Raw genomic sequence first — 23,112 nt, forward strand, 5'->3', positions numbered from 1 at the left:
GAGTTGACCTCTACTGAGGTTGACGCTGAGGGTGAGGACACTCCGGATGCTGAGAAGCCGAATGAGGTTGCTGAGCATAAGGACATTGATGATGAGGATCAGACGGTAATCTCTGATGATTCTAAGAAGGATCTGAAGCCGGAGATTTCGACGAATGCTGATTTTGCTCAGGGTTCGCATGAGGTTGTTGCTGGTGCTGAGATTGTTGATGAGGTCAGCTATGAGGGCTTGGTTCCTGGTAAGGAATACACGCTGCAGGCTGAGTTGATTAGCAAGGCCGATAAAGAGACTGTTTTGGGTAAGGGTGAGACGACCTTTACTCCGGAGAAGTCTGCTGGCACGGTTGATGTGAAGATCACTGTTGATAGTGATGTGACGGAGCCGGTTGAGGCTGCGGTTGCCTTTGAGGAGTTGACCTCTACTGAGGTTGACGCTGAGGGTGAGGACACTCCGGATGCTGAGAAGCCGAATGAGGTTGCTGAGCATAAGGACATTGATGATGAGGATCAGACCGTAACCTCTGATGACTCCGATGTCCCAGGCAAGCCATCCAAGGGCAAGATTCCTAAGTGGGCCATCCTGATTCCGGGCATTGGCTTGGGAATCGGCTTGGGCAAGATTATCTTCGGCCACCACGATCACGACCACGGCCACCATGATCACGACAAGCCGAAGGATAGTCCTGAGAAGGAGACCGAGGGCCACGGTGAGCACCCAAGCACCGAGGTGAAGGGCCAGGATACGCCGGATAAGGTTGACCAGAACTCCAGCGAAGAGCCTCGCCCCACCGAGGTGAAGGGTCAGGATACGCCGGATAAGGTTGACCAGGGTACCGACAAGGACGATCGTCCGGTCGAGGTTATGGGCCAGGAGCCTGGAAAGACTGGTAAACCGCTACCGTCCGACGCAGGACGTACAAAGATCAAGTCCGTACCGTCCGGTGCGACCGAGCTTGACCCAGGTATGCGGGACTACATTAAGTAGTGTGAGCGTACTGGTCAGGTAACAGGCGATAGCGCCTGGGCACAACATGTCCCCCTTCAGGGTGTCACCGCACACGCTGGAGGGGGCAACCCATCTGATGAACCATCGAGAAGACCACAATGAGGAGATTGGGCAATGTCTGAGGAGACAGGCCGCGAGGAACCCGTAAGCCGGGGTAAGAAGATCGGCTTTATCGTGCTGGTAGTGGCCGTAATTCTGATGTTGATCCAGCTGGCTCTCTACCTCACCACCGGTGGGGAAGATGATGAGGCTAGTGAGGGGGCATCGGAAAGCGTCTCGGCCGTTGACCCCCCGGACGATAAGGGCGATGCCTACGTCGATGATTCCGGTGCGCAGGAGCACGAATTCGAGCCGGCCCCGGGCCAATTCGAAGGCTTCGAAGGCATGTCTGTGGGCATCGACGGTGAGTACGCCGCCGTGGACCCAGTGCAGGTAACTGACCAGGGCGTGCTGCTGCCGCCACACGATGTCTCCCGCTTGGGCTGGTATTCCGCCTCGGCCGTGCCTGGCGATGCCGGCAATGTTGGCTCCAGCGTGATCACCGGTCACGTGAATTACCAGGGCCAGGGCACCGGCTATGCGGAGAAATTCACCCGGCTGCAGGAAAACCAGGAATTCACCGTGGTCATCGATGGTGAGGAGCGCACCTTCCGTGTGACGGAAAAGCCGTACCGCCTGCCCAAGGGCGGGGATTTCCCGGACGTGGTTAATGACACGGACGGTACCAACCGCCTGGTCCTTATCACCTGCGGCGGCAAGTTCGTCGGCGGTGCGCTGGGGTATGAGGACAACATCATTACCGTGGCAGAGCCAGTAGATGCCCCGGTTCCACCAGAGGCACCCCAGGCCTAGCAGTCTGCTTTAGAGCCCAACGAGCGCCCGGTTCGAGGATGAAAATCTTTGGCCGGGCGCTTGCGTTTATGCACTTCACGCATGTGCGCCCGGGGTGCGACGGGCATCTATGAAATAATTTGGGGAAGTATCTGCTGCTCGGAGCGGAATCAAAGGAGCAAAGTCATGGATATTCCAGGCAAAATCGCCGGTCATATCGGCACGCCGCTGACGGGCAATGCCACGAAGGTATTGCTGCTCGGCGCGGGCGAGTTGGGAAAGCAGCTGGCTATTTCCTTCCAGTCCCTGGGCCTTGAGGTGCACGCGGTGGATAAGTACAAGGGGGCGCCGGCGCACCAAGTGGCGCACTATAGCTATATCGCGGATATTACTGACTCCGCGCAGGTATCAGAATTGGTGCAGCAGATTCAGCCGCACTACGTGGTGCCGGAGGTAGAAATCGTCGCGGTGGAGGCCCTCGAGCAGGTTGAGCAGTCCACCGATGCCGTCGTCGTGCCCACGGCGCGTGCCTGCGCGCTCACCCAGGACCGCGAGCGGGTCCGCGCGGTGGCAGAAGACATTGGATTGCCGACCTCCGCCTATCGCTTTGCCTCCTCGGTGGAGGAGCTGGAGGAAGCGGCGACGGATCTGGGGTTTCCGTGCATCGTGAAGCCTGACGTGTCCACCTCGGGCAAAGGCCACATGCTGGCGCGGGATGTGGAAGACGTGCGCGAGGCGTGGGAGACGGTGCGCCGCGTGTCCTCGGACTCGCAGCGCGTGGTGGCGGAGCGCTTCGTGGATTTTGACCTCGAGGTCACGCTGCTGGCCATCCGGTCCATCGATCCGGCCACGGGCAAGCTGGCCACGTGGTTTAGCGAGCCCATCGGCCACCGCCACGAGAAGGGCGATTTGATCGAAGAATGGCAGCCCACCGGCATGAGCGAGATTGCGCTGGAGAACGCGCGCTCGGTTGCGGCGCGCATCTCCAATGAGCTGGGCGGGCGCGGCGTATACGGCGTGGAGCTTTTCGTCGCCGGCGATGATGTTTACTTTTCTTCGGTCTCCCCGCGGCCTTCGGATACGGCGATGCTTACCGCCTATACCCAGCGCTTTTCCCAGTTCGACCTGCACGCCCGCGCCATTTTGGGCTACCCCATCGATGCCACGTTGATAACCCCGGGAGCCAGCATGTTTTTGCACGCGCAGGAGCCGCTTGCCGATGTCGCCTTTACCGGCATCGCCTCCGCCCTCCACTACGCCGAGACGGACGTGAAGCTCTTTGGCAAGCCCGATGCCTATAAGGGCCGGCGCATGGGCCTTGTGACTACGACGGCGGAAACGGTGGAAGAGGCCCGCGACCGCGCCGCGTTGGCGGCGCATAAGGTGAGCGTGACCTCTACGCCTGGCCTGCTCGCGCAGGGCGGTGCGCGCGGCATTGACCCGCAAGCGGACAATGTGCCCGATATCGAGGTTGTTGAATACGAGGGCGGGGTCGAGCTCGACCCCAAGCTGACCTCAGGCGTAGACGATACCGACTAGCCCCGTGCGGCGCGGCGCTGGTTAGCGCTGCGGGGCACTGCCGACCGTGCCAGTCGGCGCCTAGTCAGGCCCGCAGTGCAGCGCTGGTTAGCGCTGCGGGCCGGCGTGCTTGACCATCTCGTCCCACTCGACGATCTTGATGCGCTCGCGGCCGTGCGGTTCGCCGGCGGCCTGCTCGGCGGAGTTGAGGCGGTGCCAGCCGTCCCAGGTCGTGACGGCGATATCGCGGCTGCTGAGCAGGTCGAGGATATCCTGCGGATCGCGCTTGGTGGCGGATTCGAGCTCGCCTGCCTTGTAATCCTCAAGCAGCATGCCGGTGGTGTCCTTGGCGTCGGATTTAGTATTGCCAATCAAGCCCACCGGACCGCGCTTGATCCAGCCGGTGGTGTAGAGGCCGGGTAGCTTGTCGCCGTCGACATTGGCAAGCACGTGGCCGCCGTCGTTGGGCATGGTGGCCGTGTCGTTGTTGAAGGGAATCCCCTCCACAGACTGCGGGTGGTAGCCCACAGCGCGGTAGACCGATTGCACTGGCCATTCGGTGAACTTGCCGGTACCGCTCACGGAGCCATCGCCATTGAGCTCGGTGCGCTCGGTTTTGATGGCGGTGACGTGGCCGGCATCGCCAAGCACCTCTACCGGGGACTCGAAGAAGTGGATGTAAAGCTTGTGCGGGGCATCGCCAGGCTCGCGCATGGCGTAGGACTCCAGGGTCTGGCAGACCAAGTCGGTGGACTTGGCGGCGCGGCGGGCCTCCTCGGAAGCCTCGTCATAGATGATGTCTTCCGGGTCCACGATGACCTCGATGGTGGGGGACTCATCGAGCTCCTTGAGCTCCTTCGGTGTGTACTTGGCCTGCGCTGGGCCGCGGCGGCCAAAGACGTGGACCTCCTTGGCGCGGTTTTCCTTCAGGGAAGCGTAGACATTATCCGGGATCTCCGTCACCAGCAGCTCGTCTGCGGTCTTGGCCAAGATGCGGGATACGTCGAGCGAAACGTTGCCCACGCCCACGACGGCGACGGACTCTGCCGACAGGTCCCAGTCGCGCTCGAAGTTGGGGTTGCCGTCATAAAAGCCCACGAATTCGCCGGCGCCGTGGTTGCCCTCGAGGTCCTCGCCGGGGATGCCCATTTCCTTATCGGCGGTGGCGCCGGTGGCGAAGATGATGGCGTCGTAGTAATCGCGCATCTCTTCGACGGTGATGTCCTTGCCCACTTCGATATTGCCCAGGAAGCGGATGTCTGCCTTCTCCATCACATTGTGCAGCGACTGCACGATGCCCTTAATGCGTGGGTGATCCGGGGCGACGCCGTAGCGAATCAAACCAAAGGGCGCGGGCATCTTTTCAAAGAGATCGATCTGCACGTCCACATCGGACTTTACGAGGAGGTCAGAGGCGTAAATGCCGGCCGGTCCGGAGCCGACCACGGCGACACGCATGGGGCTAGTCATCTGTTTAGGGTGTCCTTTCTTTAGGTTTTTCTCACATTCTACGCGGTGGTAGTGCGATAAATACCACACTGCTCTGAGTTATCTACCCCCAGTTTAGGAGGTTGCGGAAGGGCGGGGGAGGGGGTGATTCACGTACAGTGGAGTCGTCACCACGTGCTAGTAACTGTGATGTACGGCATGATGTTACGGCGCGTGTTCCCAGTGTTCCCGTGACGGCAAAGGAAAGGTAATCCGCATGTCTGCATCCCAGTCCACAGTGTTAAGCTCCATCGGCCGCGGCTTCGACGGCCTCGATATTCCCGCCTTGGCGGATAGCCTTGGCGCTGAACTGCTCCGCTTAGAAGATTTTGATCCCACCGTGGCGGATGTTTTGGCCAACGCGCCCACCGCCACTGCCGATGCCCTCTTGGTCCAAGGCACCGGCGAGATCTCCTTCGATGCGGAGGTCGCCGCCGCGCTGGGCCTGCCACTGGTCATTATCTCCGGCGCCCCAGAGCGCGCCGCGGAGCTGGCACAGCGCAAGGCAGAGTCCCTCGGCGCCACCGTGGCAGGCGTCTTCACCGACCTAGAGGCCGTGCCAGGTGCGTTAAGCGCGGCAGAGGAGACCGCGCCCGTCATGTCCGCAGACCTCTTCCAAAAGCAGCTCATCGACCAAGCCAAGTCGGCTGGATCCCACATCGTCTTGCCCGAGGGCGATGACGACCGCATCCTTGAAGCCGCCGATGCTTTGCTCCGCGATGAGGTTGCCCGGCTGACCATCCTGGGCAAGGAATCCGATATCCAGGCCCGCGCCAAGGAGCTGGGTCTGGATGTCTCGGGTGCCGATATCATTGACCACCTGGAATCGCCGCTTGCAGAGGAATTCGCTGCCGATTTCGCAGAACTGCGCAAGAAGAAGGGCGTGACCCTGGAGCAGGCCCGCGAGACCATGCAGGACATCTCCTACTTTGGCACCATGATGGTGCACAAGGGGCTTGCCGATGGCATGGTATCCGGCGCCGCCCACACCACCGCCCACACCATTAAGCCGTCCTTCCAGATCATTAAGACCAAGCCGAATGCTTCGGTGGTCTCCTCCATCTTCCTGATGGTCATGCGCGGGCGCCTGTGGGCCTTCGGCGACTGCGCCGTGAACCCGAACCCAACCGCGGAACAGCTGGGCGAAATCGCCGTGGTCTCCGCGCAGACCGCGTCCCAGTTCGGCATCGACCCGCGCGTGGCCATGCTGTCCTACTCCACCGGCGCTTCCGGCACCGGCCCGGACGTCGAGCGCGCCATCGAGGCCGTCGAGGCCGCCAAGAAGCTGGACTCCTCGGTGAAGGTGGATGGCCCGCTGCAGTTCGACGCCGCCTGCGATCCCGGCGTTGCCGCAAAGAAGATGCCGGATTCTGATGTCGCGGGTAAGGCCAATGTCTTCGTTTTCCCCGATCTGGATGCCGGCAATATTGGCTATAAGACCGCGCAGCGCACCGGCGGCGCCTTGGCCGTGGGGCCCATCCTGCAGGGCCTGAACAAGCCGGTCAACGATCTATCCCGCGGCGCTACCGTTCCGGACATCATCAATACCGTTGCCATTACCGCTATCCAGGCTGGAGAGAAATAAATGTCATACGTACTGGTCCTTAACTCGGGATCCTCGTCCATCAAGTTTCAGCTGGTGGACCCAACCGCTACTGCCACCGATGATCCACTCGTCTCTGGCCTGGTGGAACAGGTTGGCGAGCCGAGCGGCGCCATTACCATCAAGGTTGGCGGGGAAAAATTCACCGAGGAACTGGAAGTGCCCGACCATTCCTTTGGCCTAAAGCGCGCCTTTGACCTGATGGATGATCATCAGGTGGGCCCGAAGGACGTCGATATCATCGCCGTGGGCCACCGCGTGGTGCACGGCGGCCGCCTCTTTTCGGAGCCGCAGCTCATCGAGGATCAAATTGAATCGATGATCGAGGACCTCATCCCGCTGGCCCCGCTGCACAACCCGGCCAACCTGGACGGCATCCGAGTAGCGCGCAAGATCCTGCCGGATATTCCGCACGTGGCGGTCTTCGATACCGCATTCTTTAATACCCTGCCGCCGGCCGCAGCGCTCTATGCCATCAATAGCGAGGTCGCCTCCAAGTACGATATCCGCCGCTACGGTTTCCACGGCACCTCCCACGAGTTCGTCTCCCAGCAGGTGCCGAAGATTTTGGACCGCGATCCGGAACATACCCACCAGATCACGCTGCACCTGGGCAATGGTGCCTCGGCGGCGGCCATCCGCAATGGCCGTGCCATCGATACCTCGATGGGACTTACCCCACTGGCTGGCCTCGCCATGGGTACGCGTACCGGTGATATCGATCCCGGCATCATCTTCCACCTGGTGCGCCAGGCAGGCATGAGCATCGACGACATCGATAAGCTGCTCAACAAGCAATCCGGTGTCAAGGGCATCGCGGGCGTGAATGACTTCCGTACGCTGCGCGAACACATCGATAACGGCGATGAAGACGCATGGCTGGCGTATAACATCTACATCCACCAGCTGCGCCGCTTCATCGGCTCCTACATGATTGCTCTGGGCCGCGTGGACGCGATTACCTTCACCGCCGGCGTGGGCGAAAACGACACCGAGGTGCGCCAGGACGCGCTGTACAACCTGGATATGTATGGCATCGACTTTGATAAAGAGCGCAACCTCGTCCGCTCCGATGAGCCGCGGGTCATCTCCACCGATGACTCCCAGGTCAAGGTCTTGGTAGTTCCCACCAATGAGGAGCTGGCCATCGCACAGAAGTCCGCAGACGTAGCCGCCAAGGCGCGCGAGGAAGGCCTATTTAAGTAGGCCATCTAAACAGGCGCTAGAAGGTAGTGATGGGGCGGACTTGGTTGGCCAAGTCCACCAGCGCGTAGCGGTGGCGGCTAAACGGGGCCTGGCGGGCAAGAGCCCGCAGGGTCTCGGCCAGGCCGGTGCGAAGGCCGCGCTGGGTAAAGGCGTACTCGAAGAGATCATTCGGCGAGGATGCCCGCGCGAGATCGGCGTTGCGCAGGAAGTTAAGGCCCGCGGAGATGACGGCGATCTTGATTTGGAGGAAGCGCGGCTCGTTGGTGGGGACTTCTTCGAGGCGTCGGGCAGCGCGGCGAATGCGCGACTCCGATAAGTCGTGCACGATGAGCTGCAGCACGGTGGTCAGAAGCGCCATGCGGAAGTGCCGCGAGGCATTGGGCACCTTATCCAAGGTGGCTACGGACAGCTCCACCTGCCCTTCCGCGCGCAATTGGCGGGCAAGCCCAAAGGCGGAGGACACCGTCGTGGGGTTGGTGGCCCAAACGATGCCGTATAGGCGCATGGAATTAAACCGCAGCGCGCCCGGGTCTTGGGTGACGTGCGACCAAATCTCCGGCTGGCCCTCAAAGGCGGAAGAGGGAAGATCCGCCAGGGTGGTGTAGAGGTTGGAGCAGGCGCGGGCTACGGTGGCATCGATAAGCGATGTTTCACTGTAATCAATCTGTTGCAGGATGAGCTCATTGATGGCCGCGATGGCGAGCTTGGGGGCGGCCTCACCGGGCAATAAGTCCAAAACGGTGGCGAAGTACTCTTGGGCATCGACGTAATCATCGTGCAAGAGCTCCGTAATGCCGGCGTACCACTGGTAGCGCCAGTCCTGGCCCAGGCGGCCCTCGATGGAGCCCAACCACTGGCGCGCCTCGTCGGTATAGCCCAGGTCGATCATGGAGCGCACCACGCCGAGGGGAATCTCGGCGGAATGCTCGTATTCCGGGGTGCGCATGGCCTGGCGCAGGGTCTCGAGGGCTTCCTGCGGCTCGGCGTACGAGGTACCTTGCAGCAGGCTGGCGCCGACATCGTCGCGGTCCACCAAGGGCGTCGGCAAGGCAGAGACCACCTCGGGGGCGGTGATTTGGATGGTGCGGTCGATACCATCGATAAGCTGATCCGTGCGAAAGACCAGGTGCTTGGTGCCAAAGGTGGTACGTTGCGGCGAGAAGAGCGAGTGCTGGGAGGGGTACTGGCGGCCGTCGCGGATGGCGAGCACCTCGCGCAGCACGCCGTAGAGCTGGGTGCGCAGCTCCTTGATAGAGCTAAACCGGCGCTGCGGATCGCGGTGAGTGGCACGCAGCAGCAGGCGGTAGAGGGAAAGGAAGCGGCGCAGCTCCGGCTCCTTGGACGGGTTGGGGATACCGGGAAGGAAGACGCCGTCCTCGCAGGGCAGCTTGAGGCACAGCGCGGCCAGGGTGCGGCCGATGGTGTAGATATCGCTGGCGATGGACGGGCCCTTGGACGCGACCTCCGGGGCCTGAAAGCCCTGGGTACCGTAGATAAAACCGAAGGCCCCGATGCCGGAGACCGCGCCCAGGTCAATGAGCTTGACCTGGTCCTCGGTGACGATGATGTTATCCGGCTTCAGGTCGTTATAGACCACGCCGCGCGAGTGCAGGTACTCCAGCGCAGGCAGGATTTCCAGGATATAGCCAATGGCAATGTCAACGGGCAAAAGCTCGTTGGGCTGCTTATTGCGCCTGCTTCTTAGCGATGGCCCGCCCACGTACTCCATGACTATGAAGCCACCCGGCACGCGGTCATCGTCGATGAAGTTAAAAATCTTGACGATGCCCGGGTGGGTAATGTCTGCCAAAAACTCGCGCTCGGCCTCGGCAGCGGCGGTCTCGTCGGCAGACTTTTGGGCCTGCATGCCCTTGAGCACCACCACGCGCCCGGAGACATAGTGGTCATTGGCCAGGTAAATCCAGCCCATGCCGCCGTGGGCGATGACGCCGAGGATTTCGTATTGCTCCGCGACCATATCGCCCGGTTCTAGCTGCGGTGGCGGGACCTTTTTGCCCTTGATCTTCTCTTTCGGATCGATGAGGGCGGCGGTGGGATCGGCCGGGGTAATAAACGGCAGGCGCACCATGCCATCAGCAACCGGCCGCTCGGTGCGCTGCGTGCCGCGGCGCTCGCGGAAGGTATCGATCGCCTGCTGGCGCGAACGTTCCGAGGACTTTTCCTGCGCCGTTTTCTCATCGCGTTCGCTCTCGCGCTGAGCACGGATATTCTCTAAGTCCGCGAGCAGGCTGGAGAGGTGATCCGGGTCGATGGAACCGTCGTCGTCTTCATCGTCATCGGCAAACGGATCGAAGGCCACCGCAGAGGTTCCCGGATCCTCGCGGTGCTCGATGGGTTCGCTGGCGAACGGATCATACGCCACGGCTGCCGTGCCCACTCCGCCGGTGTCGCCGGTATCGCCCGTATCGCCGTCGTCGCTGCGGCCGCCGGGTCCGCCAGTGGTGCCGGTGGTGACTTGATCGTCGCTCGCATTGGCGTCGTTGCCGTTCCGCGCGCCCTGGGCTGCGGTGTCCTGGCCAGCAGCGTTTTGGCCAGCCGTGCTGCCGGGCGCTGCGCGCCTGCCCGTGGCCTCCGTACTCGGGAAGGCAGCGGCGGGGGCCGTGCCGGGAACCTGCGCCGCGGCAGTATCAACATCAGCTTCGCTAGTGCCCTTATCGCTATGGTCAGCGTTGGGGCGAGCAGCGGCGGTATCCGGACCAGCGGGGTCGGCGGCGTCGCCTGTGTTAGCTGCGTCAGGGGAGTCGGCAGCGCCGAGACCTCGGTCCTGGCTGCGGTCTTGGTCAGGGTCTTTGCCGTGGTCAGCGTCGCGGTAAGAAGCCTTGGTGGGCTTTCGGAATTGGCGCTGGGTATCGAGGTTTTCGGGCTCTAGGTACTCGAGCTCGTCTTCGCTGAAATTCGGGTTATGCTTCATGACTTATCTTCCTCGATGTATGTACCCGACGGCAGAGTGGGCTCGTCCAGGTAAGCACCTAGCCACCTGTCAAAGATGTCGGACCATGTCCCGTCGCGGCGGATACGTTCCAAGGTGGAATTAACCTGGCGCAGCAGCGGGCGGGTGTCATGATCTTTGCTGGGGCGGCGCGCGGCAACGCCGTAGTTCTCGGTCTTTAGGGGCTCGCCCACGATGGAGGTATAGGAATCCTGCGCGGCCATGCCGGAAAGCAGGGCATCATCAACCACCACGCCATCGGCCTGGTTGAGCTGCAGCGCCATGAGGCAATCGCCCCAGGAGCGGGTGATGAGGATATCGGACTTGGGGGCGCGCTCGCGGATGGTATCCAGCGCGGTGGAACCGCGCACCCCGCACAGCCTTTTGTCTTCCGCATCATCGATGGAATTCATCCCAGCGCTGGTAAGGACCAGCATGCGGGTCTGCGTGGTCATATAGGGGATGGAAAAGGCCACTTCCTTCTCGCGTTCGGGGCTAATGGTCATGGTGCGCACGATGATATCGACGGTGCCATTATCGAGCACGGCGGCGCGGTCAGAGGATTCGACGAAGCGGAAATCCACCTTATTGGGATCGCCGAAGATATCGCGGGCAATCTCGTGGGCGATATCGACCTCGAAGCCGCGGACATCACCGGAGGCGGCATCGCGGTAGCTCAACAGGTTATTGGAGCGGTCCACGCCCACGATAAGGCGCCCGCGCTTGACGATGTCCGGCACCCGCTCCTTCGCCGTTTTGCCATCCGGCCGGTAGGTGCCTCTGAGTTCGGTATCGTCTTCCTTCTTGGGCGCGGTGCTACCGGCTTCTTCTATGGTGGAGCCCTCCGGCAGCGGCGGGCCGGGGCTGGCATCGAGTGCCTGCTGTTCGGGCGATTCCAGCGGCGGGGCGGAGCGAATATCGCAGCCGGCCAGCGCGAGGACACTGCAGGTGGCAACTATGGCGGTAAGCGGTGCTCGGTAGCGCATTAGAGGTACTCCTGCAGTCGGGGACGAATGCCCAGCCACACCGCGAAGATGGCGCACAGGGTGAGCAGGAAGACGGCGGAGGAGACCGCGGTCATGGCGGTCAGCCCGCGCTCTAAGTAGGTGCGCATGGCGATGCGCGCCTGGCCAATGAGCTCCGAAAGCTCGCTATCGAGCTCGTTGAAGGACTGCGCGGCGGTGGTCTCGCCATCCTCAGGATCGGTGATGGTGGCCTGGTAGACCGCCTCATCGTAGTCGCCCTCGCTCAGCGCCTCCATGAGCTTTTCGTGCGAGTCTTGCCACTTTTCGGTGGCGGCGCGGGCGCTGTGGATGAGCTCGGGATCGTTGACCTCGACGTCATCATCATGCAGCGCGCTTTCATAGTCCCCCAGCGCCTTTTCAATGGAATCTACCGAGCCGGAAAAGCGCTCGAGCGTATCTTCCTCAGACGAGCGCAGCACCAGCGCGAGGGTTTCTGAGGTGCGCGCCTGCTGCGCCTCAATGCGCGAGGCCGTTAGCGAATCCCACGGGCGCGATGCGGTTTCAAAGCCCTGATGGCCGGTGGACCAGGTGGCCAAGTTAGACAGGGCCACCCAAAAAATGGCCAAGAAGAGCAGCACCGTTGCGGTTAAAAAGCCGCGGTTAAACCGGCGGCGCGTCTGGCGCCACAGCCACCATTGCGCGACGATGAGGAAGAAGACCGCGGCCAAAAGGCCAGAGAGCGGCACCCACTGCGGCGAGGTGAGCTTTTGCTGCTGCTGGTTGACCTTCGCGGTGGTCAGCTGGAATAGCTCGGAGGCCGCCGGCAGGATGTGCTCGCGCATGAGCGAGGAGGCATTGGACATATAGGAGTTAGCCACGGCATTGCCGGCGCGGTGGTTCGAGCGCGCCTTTTCAATCATCGCGGTATAAATGGGCAGCTCGCGCTGGATAAAGGTGACAAGGTCGCGCACGCGGGCATCGTCAGGCGTGGTGCCCAGCACGGATTCGGTCGCGGCGATGGAGGCGGCATCGATGGCATCGTTATAGCGCTCGCGGTTGCCCTCTGATTCCACGCCGGCCTGCACAAATCCGGTGGTGGCGATGGTATCGGCCACCGAGAGTGAGCTATAGAGGTGGTGGGCCGCATTGGACATCGGCTCGGTGGTATTAAGCAGCTCGTCGAGGTCGGAGTGGCGGGCGGCGGAAGATTGGGACATCGATAAGCCGGCGGCTCCCAATGCCACCGTGAGGATCAGGGTGACGGTAAAAAGCTTGCCCGGGGTGGTGGAGGCGAAGTAATAAAACCGCCGCAGCAGGCGCGCCGGGCCCGCAAACCATTCCATGGCCCGGTGGGTCAGCCCGCTTAGGGCCGGGCGAGAGGGCGCGGTAACCTCATCCAGCCAGTGATCGCTGGGGTGAGCGTCCTCTTCGCGCTCTGACTCTACCCGCACTGCCTGCTCAGTCATTTACTTAGAATAACGCCCCCAGTGTGCTGGGCGCCACCATTTACCCGCGTGTGTGGCTAGGATAGGAAATATGCATAACCCTCACAGTGGAGACGGCTGGGCGGCGGGCCCCAGTGGCATTCGCGTATGGGGAAAATTCGGTGCCGCCGGCCTCTTCCTCGTCGCCGGGCGCGAGGTGCTGCTGCAACACCGCGCCGCGTGGACCAATAACGGCAATACCTGGGGGATTCCCGGCGGCGCGCGGGACCTACAAGAAAGCCCCACTCAGGCCGCGCTGCGGGAAACACACGAAGAATGCGCCATCGCGCCTGCCGATGTCGAGGTGCTCGACACCCAGGTAACGGCTGGGCCCTATCCTCCAGCGGGGGATTTGCCGGGGGAGTGGACCTATACCACCGTGCTGGCGCGCACCCGCAGCGGCCTGCGCCTGCCCACCACCGCCAACGAGGAATCGCACGAGCTGCGCTGGGTGGGCCTGGATGAAGTGGAAAACCTGCCGCTTATCGCGCCATTTCGCCACGCCTTTCCCGCCCTGCGGCAGCGAGTGGAAAAACTGTACCGGTAAAGTATCCAAAATTATGGCACTGTAGTGCTCATGATTGAAGTACAGGGACTGACTAAGGATTACGGGTCTGTCCGCGCCGTTGAGGATCTCACCTTTCAGGTAAAGCCCGGTGTGGTCACCGGCTTCTTGGGGCCCAATGGTGCCGGCAAATCCACCACCATGCGGATGATTGTGGGCTTGGACGAGCCCACGGCGGGCCAGATTCGCGTAAACGGCAAGCACTACCGCGACCTGGAGCACCCGCTGCGCGAGGTGGGCGCGCTTTTGGATGCAAAGGCGGTACACCCCAACCGCACGGCCGCGAATCACTTGAAGTGGATGGCGGCGTCCAATGGCATTCCCGCCTCCCGCGTGGATGAGGTACTGGGGCTGGTGGGGCTTTCCGATGTCGCCGGTAAGAAAGCCGGCGGCTTTTCCCTCGGCATGGGCCAGCGCTTGGGCCTTGCTGGTGCTCTATTGGGTGATCCCGGAATCCTCATCCTGGATGAGCCGGTCAATGGCCTGGATCCAGAGGGCATCCGCTGGGTGCGTCAGCTCGTGCGCGCGCTAGCCGCAGAAGGCCGCACCATTTTGATTTCTTCCCACCTCTTGTCCGAGATGGCCCAGACCGCAGACCACCTCGTGGTCATTGGCAAGGGGAAGATGGTTGCGGATAAGCCCACCCACGAGTTCGTCCGCGGCCACTCGCAGTCCTTGGTGTATGTGCGCTCTAACCACCTCCCGGAATTCGGTGAGGCCCTAAAGAAGGAGGGCGTGTCCTTTACCGAATCTAAGGATGAGGAGGGCCGCCCGCGGCTCGAGGTCATCAACCAGACCACCGAGTTCGTGGGAGATCTGGCCTATTCCACCGGGGTGCCGCTGCACGAGCTCACCCTGAAAAGCGCATCGCTGGAGGATGCCTTCATGGATCTCACCGGCGATGCCGTGCAGTATCACGCAGGCACGCCTGGTGCCTCGGGCGCGCAGGCAGGCCAATCCGGTGGGTTCGCCCGCCCCAACGAGCAGGAGGTTTAATCCGCCATGTTGAATATCTTGAAATCCGAGTGGATTAAGCTGCGCACCACCCGTTCCTTCTGGTGGACCACCGCGCTATTCCTTCTGTTTTCGTGGGGTTGGGCTGGTGTCACCGCAGCGTTTACTGAGCCGCTCGATCCGGAAGCCGTTGATATGGGCTTTCAGCCTATTGGGGCCGAGTTCACCGTCGTATTCCTGGTAACCCTGGGCCTGCCGGTGCTGATGATTCAGGCCATCATGCTGGTGACCACGGAATACCGCTTTGGCACCCAAGCCATTACCTTCATGGCCTCCCCACGGCGCTGGAGCGTGGCCGTGGCCAAGCTGGTCTTATACGCGGTCATCGCGGCCGTACTGACCTTCATCGGTGTGGTGGGCGCGTACCTGCTTACGGATCTGCTTGCTGATAGCTCCATTTCCGCCACCTTTGACCCCTGGAACGATGAAGTCGGCCGCGAGCAGCTGTGGAAGTACCCACTGGCCGCGGTCCTCGTGGTGGCCTTTGCCCAAGGCATCGGCATGCTCATTCGCCAGACTGCGGGCTCTGTGGCGCTAGGCCTTATTTTGTACTTGGGCGTGGATCAAATCGTCAGCATGATGCCCGTGGTAGGCGATAAGATCGGTAGCTTTATGCCCTTTACCGCTTTCCAGAACTGGCTATTCAATGTCCCAGTGGATAACGCACTGTGGACGGAATCCGCAGGCAGCGGCATCGTATTCTTCATCTGGGCCGCAGCGCTGTGGGCCCTTGGCGTGTTGGTGCTGCACAAGCGCGATGCTTAGGCGAGGGTATCGTGTTTGTAGAGAGGAAGCTCTAATTAATCTGTGGACCCTCCGGGCGAAGTTATTCGGGTTCGCCCAGCGTGGGTAGGTCTGTTGTTTGAGACATGACTGGTAACCGGCTGATTGTGATCAGCCGGTTATTTTTATTGGTGGTGGTTAATAGCTCGCTCGGAAAAGCAGCCTTTCCGGATGGGAATCTATCCGAGATCCCGAAGGAAAGGGCACACCGCAGATTAAAATCTTGGCACCATTAAATATAATTTAAGTATATCGGAAATTCAGTTTAAATATTGTCTATACACTGACAATATTTTTCTTTTGCGTTAGGGTTGGAGGTGAAGAAAAAGAAATTGTGTAGAGCAATTTAGTCAAGTTCATCCGAGGGAGTGGTAAGCGTGTCCAATGAAATGCTTCCAGATTCTGTTGAAAAGTTTGTAGCCCCGACTATCGCGGGCGCAGCATTAGTGGGAGGAGGGGTAGCCGCAACTACCCCTCCAGCCAAGGCGCAAGGACCTATCGGTAACGCTTCTGAAGTGGTTAGCAACATGAAACCTGACGGGGTGCGTGCGCACTCTATTGTTAACGAAGTCAATGCAGCAAGGGCGGATCATGGTTTAAATCCCGTGACAGAAAACCCTGCGTTAAACAATATCGCTCAAGACTGGGCCGACCATTTGGTGGGAACAGGGGATTTGCAGCATCGGCCAAATCACTGGGAAACCTATCCGGATAGTATTCCTGCCGGTGGCGAAAACGTCCTTCAAGCATGGGACGATTTCGCAGATGCGAAGCTGGTGAATATGTGGCTGAATTCTCCCAGCCACAGGAAGATTTTGCTAGACCCAGAAGCGAAAACGGTTGGCACGGGCGTTGCCGTTGGGGCGAACGGTGAGCTTTTTGCCGTACAGAATTTTGGACGTTAAAGCAGCGCCTTTTAATAATCCTCTTCGGAATAGGCGCGATATGATCACTCTTGTATTCCCTAAGCTTTTGATACGCTCTCGCGCATAGGCAATGTCAGAAGCTAGGATCAGGCTTTACAGTAAAAGCAATAGACAAGAGGGAAATCTGCGGAGAATCCGGCGTATCTTTCGCAATTAGTTCCAATAATGAACGCCGAGCCGGAGTCAATTAAGTAGGCTACAAACTCATCTCTGCGGTAACACAGTGCGCGGTTTAATGCGCGGTGTTTTATCCTGGCTCTGCAAAAGAAAGCTTGTGTTTAGGTAGCCTATGAGCGGGCTATTGGGGCATCGGCAAGCAAAGCTTATTGCAGGGCCGAAGTTAGCCGCATGACGTTATCGACGTAGCGGCGGACAAAACCGCGCTGGTTCCACTCCTCGAGGGTGAGCTCATGGCACACCGCGCGGTAATTGGCGGCGAGCTGGTTGAACTGGGCGAGGAGATCGCCTTTGGCCACGAGCATGGTGGTCTCATAGTTGAGGCCGAAGGAGCGCGGATCCATATTGGACGAGCCGAACATGCACAGCGGATTGAACTCCTGGTCATCTGGATCCGTGATGATGAACTTGGAGTGCAAAACGTAAGGGTAGGGGAATTGGTAGATATGCACCCCGGCCTCAAGCAGTGCCTGGTAATACGAGGACTGGGCGTGGTTGACCATGAATTGGTCTGCGGTATCGGAGACATAAAGCTCCACATCCACCCCGCGGTAGCAGGCGGTGGTCACGGCCTCTAAGAGGGATTCATCCGGCACGAAATACGGCGAGCACAGCACCAGGCGCTGCTTGGCGTGGTGCACCAGGGAGTTAAACATGCGCAGGTTCGGCTCGGTGGTATAGCCGGGGCCGGAGGGAATCATCTGCAGGTAGTTGGCATCGACGGTTTGGGCATCGTCATAGGGCAGCTCATCTAGTGGGAGGTTCTCGCCGGATTCGGTGTACCAATCCACCGCGAAGACCGCGTTCATGGCGGTGACAATGGGCCCGGATAACTCCACCATGTAATCGATCCAAAAGCGGTCAGTGGTTTTATATTGGCGCTTGATCAGGTTGATGGAACCGATAAAACCTACCTCGCCATCGATGATGACGAGCTTGCGGTGGTTGCGCAGATCCGGGCGGCGGAAGCGGCCCTTGTGTAGCTGGATGGGCAGCATGAGGCGCCAATCCACGCCGATTTCTGTGAGCCTATCCCCCAGCGAGGAGTAGCCCTTGTACTTAAAACTGCCAATCTGATCCAGCAATAGGCGGACCTTGACGCCGCGGGCGGTGGCGCGGGCGAGGGCCTGGAAAAATACATCCGTGGTCTCGTCCCAGGATTGGATATAAACCTCGATGGAGATGTACTTTTCGGCGCGGTCCACAGCGGCGGCGATGGCGCGAATGCATTCATCGTAATCCGCATGCAGGCCCAGGTTATGGCCAATGAGCGCCGGAAAACCGGTTAGCTCGCGATTGAGCTTGATGACGGATTCCACCTCGGCCGATAGGATGCCCTTCGGGTGATCCGGGGTGCGGGCGGAAATATCCTCGAGGCGCTCATTGGCCTCTTGCTGGATCCGGTGGCGGCGCCGGTTGATATACGGCGAGCCCATGAGCAAAAACAGCGGCAGGCCGATGACGGGCAGCACCAGAATGGCCAGCAACCACGCCGTGGAATTGGAGGGCCGGCGGCCTTCTGGCACGAAGCCGACGGCAATGATCTTGATGGAATAATCAATGATGAGGAAGATCAGCTGCCAGAAGCTGAGATCGAGCGACCAGGTCATTTAACGCACGGAATCGAAATCGGGCAGATCGAAATCTGCACTGAGCGGGCAGTGATCGGAGGTCTTTTCGCCAGCGCGTTCTTCCATGTCTACGTGCGCGCCGGTGACGTGCTTGGCCAGCGGCGCCGACGCTAGCTGAAAATCGATGCGCATGCCCTCGTTCTTGTGAAAGCGCATCCCCTTGTAATCAAAGTAGGTATAGCGCTGATCCTCGGTAAAACAGCGCGTGACCTCTTCGAGGCCTGCCTCCTCGAGCATCTGGAAGGCGGCGCGCTCGGGTTCGGTGACATGCGTCTTGCCGCGGAAGGCCTCGATATCCCACACGTCCTCATCGTGCGGGGCGATATTGAAATCGCCGGTTAAAAGCAGCTTGGATTGGGCGCGGCCGGCGGCGTAGTGGGAGAGCTGGTAGAGGAAATCCAGCTTGTAGTCGTAGTGGCGGTCCGTAATCTCGCGGCCGTTGGGAATATACAGCGACCAGATTTCTACCCCGCGGATGCGCGCACCAAGCGCCCGGGCCTCGCGGTCCTGGGGCTTTTCAGGGTCCTTGGCAAAGCCAGGCTGGTGGGGGAATCCGGTAAAGACTTCTTCCGGTTCTTCTTTGGAAATGATGGCCACGCCATTCCATTGGTTCAGGCCATGGCAGGTGACATGGTAGCCGGCATCCTCGAAGGCCTCGCGGGGGAATTTATCGTCCTTGACCTTGGTTTCTTGTAAGCACAGCACGTCAATATCGTGCGTGTGGAGAAGATCCAGCGCCCGCTGGATGCGGGTGCGAACGGAGTTGATATTCCACGTGGTGATGCGCATGGATAATACAGTACCGCGCGGGCAATGGCCCGGACTAGTCCAGGCCGCGGCCGGCGGGCTAGGCGGACTAACCCAGCTGGGGCTAGTCGCGCAAACGGGCGTAGATCTGGCGGTGCTGCTCGATGAACCCCAGCTTTTCATACAGGCGAATGCCGGCGGTATTAGATGCCAAGACATCGAGGTAGGCGTGCTTCGCGCCCTGCTCGCGACCCCAGCGCAGCATGTGCTGGCCCAAAAGGGCGCCTAAGCCCTGGCGGCGATGCGAGGGTGCTACCTCCACGGCGGAATACCCCAGCCAGGCGGTGCCGTCGCCGGATTCGGTGATGGTGCCGCGGGTGATGGCAACGGTCTCCCCGCCAATAATCAGCCGCCCAAAGCCCATCGTGCCCTCGATGCGGGCGCGCAGGTATTCCAAGGCCTGGGCAGGCAGCGCCTGGCCGCGGAAGTGGTACATCTCTAACCACGCGTCATCGGGCTGGTCATCGATGCGGAACTCCGCGCCGCTGGGGTGGGAGCCCGGGACCTCGGCGGATAGACCCTCGAGATCGCGCAGGACCATGACGAGGATTTCGGGTTCGGTCTCCCAGGTGGCATCGGCAAGCAGGCGCTCTGCAGGCTTGCCAATGCGCTCCGGGATAAGCAGGCGCACCGGCAGATCGTGGCGGCGGTAGAACTCCGTGATTTCCTCGAGCGGGACCGGATTAAAGCCCGCGGAGGGCCCGAGCGGGACGGCGGAATTGGACCGGCCCGTCACGCCATCGCCGGCGCGCATGAGCCAGGAGCCGTCCGCGGTCCACGTGTGCTCCTTGCCGGGAAAGGCCTGGGCGGTGGCGTATTCGACGGCGCGAATATCGGAATTGCGCACCATGCGCGGCGAAAGCCGCTTGATGATCTTCAGCTGCTCGGGCGCGATCTCCACGGCCTCGAGATCGGAAGGATAGCCGCCGACCTGCTGCGGACGGATGACCAGCGGCTTAAGGCTAAGGACGTGGCCAATGACATCGCTGTGCACATCACCAAACTCGCGCCGGGCCACGACGCGATCGCCTACCTGCACGTCATCGGAACGAAAGATGCGGGACATGATTAATCGTCGTGCCCGAAGGGATCTTCGTCTTCACCCGGCATCCAGGTGTAGCCCGGCTCGGTCCAGCCATTGCGCTTAATGGCCTTCTTGGCCTGGCGCTTGTAGCGGCCGATGAGGGTATCGGTATAGACGTAGCCATCGAGGTGGCCGGTCTCGTGTTGCAGGCAGCGGGCAAAAAAGCCGTAGCCCTCCACGGAAATGTCGTTGCCGTGCTCGTCCTTGCCGGTTACGCGCGCCCAGTCGGCGCGGCCGGTGGGAAAGCCCTCACCCGGCACGGAGAGGCAGCCTTCGTCGTCGGAGCCGTCATCGGCAGGCATGGTCTCTGGAATCTCGGAGGTCTCCAGCACTGGATTGATGACGCAGCCCTTGCGCATGCCGGCCTTATCGGCGGGCAGCTCGGTGCCGTCCGGGCCTTCGGTATCGGGGCAGTGGTACACGAAGAGCCGCTTGCCGATGCCCACCTGGTTCGCAGCCAAGCCCACGCCGTGGGCGACCTCCATGGTCTCGTACATGTCCGCGATGAGCTGTTGCATCTCAGGGCTGGAAATCTCGGATTCTTCCACCGGCGTGGTGGGCTGATGAAGCACGGGGTCGCCGTGGATAACGATGGGGCGAATAGTCATGCTTTACAGTTTAGGCATGAACCCCTTGTCTGACCTAGACGCCGCCATCTTAGATTTTGAGGAAACCGCCCCGCGCAGCATTGGCCGCAAGGAAGAGGCCATTCGTGCGCAGCTGGATATCTCGCCGGTGCGCTATCACCAACGCCTCAACCTGCTTCTTGATGCCCCCGCTGCCGCCGAATCCCATCCCCTCTTGGTGGCCCGGCTAAAACGCCTGCGGGAGGAGCGCGAAAACACGCGGCGCGCCGCGCGGGGAAATACCCCACCGCGTTAGAACTGGCTACTAATGTTACTGAAGTGACTAAAGAGAATCCGGATAATCTATACGACCAGCAATTCGACGACGCCGCAGACGGTGCCGCTGCGGAGGATGCCGCCGCGGCCGATTATGGCGATGCTTATTATGACGACGCCTACGACGGCGCTAATGACGATGAGATAGGCGGCGAAGACGCTGCTGCTGGCGCTGCGGGTGCCGGCGCAGGAGCCGCTGCGGCCGCAACCGGCGGCGGTGGGGGAGGCGCCCACGCCAAGAAGGGTGGTTTACCACTGCGCGGGCTTGCCATGGTGTTGATCGCCGTGGCCGTGATGCTTGGCCTCTGGGGCCTTTATGCCATGACCTCGGAGGATGACGATTCGACCGTCGCTTCCGATTCCGAGCAGTCGAAGTCAGACGGCTCCGCCAATGGTGGCCAGGAGGGCAACGGCGCGGGCGGTCCTGCCGCGGATGGCGCGCGCGGCGATGGCTCCCGCGACGGGGCTAATAACCAGCCGCCTCGCGAAGGCGAGGGCGATAACGCGCACCCGAACGCCGGCGCCGAGGGCGAGGCTAACCGCGATGCCGGCCGCGATGCCGGTGCACGCGGCGGAGGTAACGATCGCGGCGGGGATGAAGCTCGGGCTGGCGGCAACGATGCGCCGTCCGCTGCGCGCGACCGCAATGACATTAAGGTCAGCGTTCTTAATAACTCCGGTGAATCCGATAAGGCCAAGAACGAAGCCGACGTGTTGAAGGACGGCGGCTTCAAGGTGGGCTATGTGGGCAACCTGCCAGGCGACGTCCTGACCGTGCCCAAGACCACCGTCTTCTACCCAGAAGGCGATACCTCCGCGGAGTCCTTGGCTAAGGAAGTCGCCGCGCGCTACCAGGCGGAAATTAAGCCCATGAATAAGGACCTGCCCAAGGAAGCTACCGAGGACGGCGCCGTTGTGGTCGCCCTCGCCGTCCCCCAGGCCTAAATAAAATTCATGGAATATTACCTGCCACCCGTTAAGCTGGACCAGTGAAGATTCCGGCAGAAGTATTCGCCCGTTCCCCCGAGCCCACGCTCGGGGTGGAATGGGAAGTCGCGCTCGTGGACCGCGACTCGCGCGATCTCGTCCCGCGCGGGGCTGAGCTTATTGATCTCGCCACTGCCGCCCACCCAGATATTCACGTGGAAAAGGAATTCCTCCAGAATACGGTGGAACTAGTCACGGGCATTTGCACCACGGTGCCAGAAGCCATCGCGGAGCTAGAAACCTCGCTGGCGGCCGTGGAAGAAGCAGCTGCCAAGCTCGGCATCGATGTGTGGGCCTCTGGCGGGCACCCGTTTACGGATTTCCGGGAAAACCCGCTTTCAGATAAACCCAGTTATCAAGAGATCATCGCCCGCACCCAGTATTGGGGAAAGCAGATGCTGCTGTGGGGCACACACGTCCACGTTGGCATCAGCCACGAGGATCGCGTCTGGCCCATCATCAATGCGTTGATGACGAAGTACCCCCACCTCTTGGCCATTTCTGCGTGCTCGCCCGGGTGGGAAGGCCTCGATACGGGCTACGCCTCCAACCGCACGATGCTCTATCAACAGCTGCCTACCGCTGGCATGCCGTATCAATTCTTCACGTGGGACGAGTGGCAGTCCTATATGCGGGATCAGGCCATCTCCGGGGTCATCAACCACACCGGCTCGATGCACTTTGATATCCGCCCAGCCTCGAAGTGGGGCACCGTAGAGGTCCGCGTATCCGACGCCACCTCGAACCTGCGGGAGCTATCCGCCGTCGTCGCGCTCACGCACTGCTTGGTCGTGCACTATGACCGCATGATTGATGCGGGCGAGGAGCTACCCGTCTTGCAGCCATGGCACGTGGCGGAAAATAAGTGGCGCGGTGCGCGCTACGGCATGGATGCCCTCGTTATTACCTCGCGCGATACGGACGAGGCTTGGGTCAAAGATGAATTGGCCCAGATGGTAGAAGAACTCACGCCCTTAGCCCGCGAGTTGGGCTGCGCGGAAGAGCTGGCCTTGGTGCACGAAATCATCGACGGCGGCGCCGGATACGAACGCCAACGCCGCCTCTTCCAAGAAACCGGCAGCTGGCGCGATGTCGTCGAAGAAACCTGCCGCGAGCTCCACACCTTCCGGCCGGTGCGCTAATTAGCTAAGCGATGATCGGCTAGCCGTGCGCTCAGTGATCGCAC

General features: G+C 61.0%; 20 protein-coding genes. 12 read left to right on the plus strand and 8 right to left on the minus strand.

The genetic code is table 11. From position 1 onward, the window contains the following. The 3 genes from ABRP86_RS03105 to purT all read left to right on the plus strand — a co-directional run. The coding region (locus ABRP86_RS03105; RefSeq protein WP_349862427.1) for a VaFE repeat-containing surface-anchored protein at positions 1 to 984 on the plus strand (984 nt) is incomplete at its 5' end. A gap of 135 nt (positions 985 to 1,119) precedes the next feature. Beyond that, positions 1,120 to 1,857: a class F sortase gene (locus tag ABRP86_RS03110; RefSeq protein ID WP_239268538.1), complete on the plus strand. Its 738-nt coding sequence runs from the start codon at positions 1,120 to 1,122 to the stop codon at positions 1,855 to 1,857. Positions 1,858 to 2,022: 165 nt separating this feature from the next. Further along, on the plus strand, positions 2,023 to 3,375 hold the full coding sequence (gene purT, locus ABRP86_RS03115) for a formate-dependent phosphoribosylglycinamide formyltransferase (RefSeq protein ID WP_349862429.1): 1,353 nt from the start codon (positions 2,023 to 2,025) through the stop codon (positions 3,373 to 3,375). A gap of 87 nt (positions 3,376 to 3,462) precedes the next feature. On the opposite strand, the gene ABRP86_RS03120 is transcribed toward purT, so the two are convergent. Next, positions 3,463 to 4,824, minus strand: a complete 1,362-nt coding sequence (locus ABRP86_RS03120; protein WP_349862431.1) for an FAD-dependent oxidoreductase — start codon at positions 4,822 to 4,824, stop codon at positions 3,463 to 3,465. Positions 4,825 to 5,059: 235 nt separating this feature from the next. Between ABRP86_RS03120 and pta the strand changes: the two genes are divergently transcribed. Then, positions 5,060 to 6,427 (plus strand): phosphate acetyltransferase, encoded by a 1,368-nt coding sequence (gene pta / locus ABRP86_RS03125; RefSeq protein ID WP_349862433.1) that lies wholly within the window; start codon positions 5,060 to 5,062, stop codon positions 6,425 to 6,427. Beyond that, positions 6,428 to 7,651, plus strand: a complete 1,224-nt coding sequence (locus tag ABRP86_RS03130) for an acetate kinase (RefSeq protein WP_349862435.1) — start codon at positions 6,428 to 6,430, stop codon at positions 7,649 to 7,651. Between the two features lie 16 nt (positions 7,652 to 7,667). Here the strand turns inward: ABRP86_RS03130 and ABRP86_RS03135 are convergent, their stop codons facing one another. From ABRP86_RS03135 to ABRP86_RS03145, 3 genes are read right to left on the minus strand one after another with little or no spacing between them, the layout of a single operon-like run. Then, the gene (locus tag ABRP86_RS03135) at positions 7,668 to 10,583 is read right to left on the minus strand and encodes a serine/threonine protein kinase (RefSeq protein ID WP_349862437.1); all 2,916 of its coding nucleotides are present in this window, start codon (positions 10,581 to 10,583) and stop codon (positions 7,668 to 7,670) included. Further along, entirely contained in the window at positions 10,580 to 11,587 is a 1,008-nt protein-coding gene (locus ABRP86_RS03140) for a glutamate ABC transporter substrate-binding protein (RefSeq protein WP_349862439.1), read from the minus strand. Before ABRP86_RS03140 ends, ABRP86_RS03135 begins: the two co-directional genes overlap by 4 nt. Beyond that, a complete protein-coding gene (locus ABRP86_RS03145) occupies positions 11,587 to 13,032 on the minus strand; it encodes a GlnX family signal transduction membrane protein (protein WP_284770450.1) in 1,446 nt (481 codons plus the stop codon). Before ABRP86_RS03145 ends, ABRP86_RS03140 begins: the two co-directional genes overlap by 1 nt. Positions 13,033 to 13,102: 70 nt before the next feature. Between ABRP86_RS03145 and ABRP86_RS03150 the strand changes: the two genes are divergently transcribed. From ABRP86_RS03150 to ABRP86_RS03165, 4 genes are all read left to right on the plus strand, one after another. Continuing rightward, positions 13,103 to 13,597 (plus strand): NUDIX domain-containing protein, encoded by a 495-nt coding sequence (locus ABRP86_RS03150; RefSeq protein WP_023024031.1) that lies wholly within the window; start codon positions 13,103 to 13,105, stop codon positions 13,595 to 13,597. Positions 13,598 to 13,627: 30 nt separating this feature from the next. Then, on the plus strand, positions 13,628 to 14,611 hold the full coding sequence (locus ABRP86_RS03155; RefSeq protein ID WP_349862440.1) for an ATP-binding cassette domain-containing protein: 984 nt from the start codon (positions 13,628 to 13,630) through the stop codon (positions 14,609 to 14,611). Positions 14,612 to 14,617: 6 nt separating this feature from the next. Beyond that, entirely contained in the window at positions 14,618 to 15,394 is a 777-nt protein-coding gene (locus tag ABRP86_RS03160) for an ABC-2 transporter permease family protein (RefSeq protein ID WP_298693632.1), read from the plus strand. A 395-nt stretch (positions 15,395 to 15,789) separates the two neighbouring features. After that, on the plus strand, positions 15,790 to 16,317 hold the full coding sequence (locus ABRP86_RS03165) for a CAP domain-containing protein (RefSeq protein ID WP_023024025.1): 528 nt from the start codon (positions 15,790 to 15,792) through the stop codon (positions 16,315 to 16,317). Between the two features lie 344 nt (positions 16,318 to 16,661). Here the strand turns inward: ABRP86_RS03165 and ABRP86_RS03170 are convergent, their stop codons facing one another. The 4 genes from ABRP86_RS03170 to ABRP86_RS03185 all read right to left on the minus strand — a co-directional run bounded on the left by ABRP86_RS03170 (position 16,662) and on the right by ABRP86_RS03185 (position 20,645). Further along, the gene (locus ABRP86_RS03170; RefSeq protein WP_349862442.1) at positions 16,662 to 18,125 is read right to left on the minus strand and encodes a phospholipase D-like domain-containing protein; all 1,464 of its coding nucleotides are present in this window, start codon (positions 18,123 to 18,125) and stop codon (positions 16,662 to 16,664) included. Continuing rightward, the gene (locus ABRP86_RS03175; protein WP_349862444.1) at positions 18,126 to 18,935 is read right to left on the minus strand and encodes an exodeoxyribonuclease III; all 810 of its coding nucleotides are present in this window, start codon (positions 18,933 to 18,935) and stop codon (positions 18,126 to 18,128) included. 82 nt (positions 18,936 to 19,017) lie between these two features. Beyond that, positions 19,018 to 20,019 carry an N-acetylglutamate synthase, CG3035 family gene (locus tag ABRP86_RS03180; protein ID WP_349862446.1) on the minus strand — a complete coding sequence of 334 codons (1,002 nt, stop codon included), beginning with the start codon at positions 20,017 to 20,019 and terminating at the stop codon, positions 19,018 to 19,020. A 2-nt stretch (positions 20,020 to 20,021) separates the two neighbouring features. Further along, entirely contained in the window at positions 20,022 to 20,645 is a 624-nt protein-coding gene (locus ABRP86_RS03185; RefSeq protein ID WP_023024016.1) for a peptide deformylase, read from the minus strand. Here ABRP86_RS03185 and ABRP86_RS03190 point away from each other — a divergent pair. The 3 genes from ABRP86_RS03190 to ABRP86_RS03200 are packed head-to-tail and all read left to right on the plus strand — an operon-like array spanning position 20,644 to position 23,068. Continuing rightward, positions 20,644 to 20,919, plus strand: coding sequence for a DUF3263 domain-containing protein (locus tag ABRP86_RS03190; protein ID WP_084529689.1), 276 nt, complete (start codon positions 20,644 to 20,646; stop codon positions 20,917 to 20,919). The two genes, ABRP86_RS03185 and ABRP86_RS03190, sit on opposite strands and share 2 nt — an antisense overlap. Before the next feature lie 23 nt (positions 20,920 to 20,942). Continuing rightward, the gene (locus ABRP86_RS03195) at positions 20,943 to 21,884 is read left to right on the plus strand and encodes a LytR C-terminal domain-containing protein (RefSeq protein WP_349862448.1); all 942 of its coding nucleotides are present in this window, start codon (positions 20,943 to 20,945) and stop codon (positions 21,882 to 21,884) included. 44 nt (positions 21,885 to 21,928) lie between these two features. Further along, positions 21,929 to 23,068 carry a glutamate--cysteine ligase gene (locus ABRP86_RS03200; protein ID WP_284869428.1) on the plus strand — a complete coding sequence of 380 codons (1,140 nt, stop codon included), beginning with the start codon at positions 21,929 to 21,931 and terminating at the stop codon, positions 23,066 to 23,068. Positions 23,069 to 23,112 lie beyond the last annotated feature (44 nt).

Source organism: Corynebacterium sp. KPL3927 (assembly GCF_040225835.1).
GTDB lineage: Bacteria > Actinomycetota > Actinomycetes > Mycobacteriales > Mycobacteriaceae > Corynebacterium.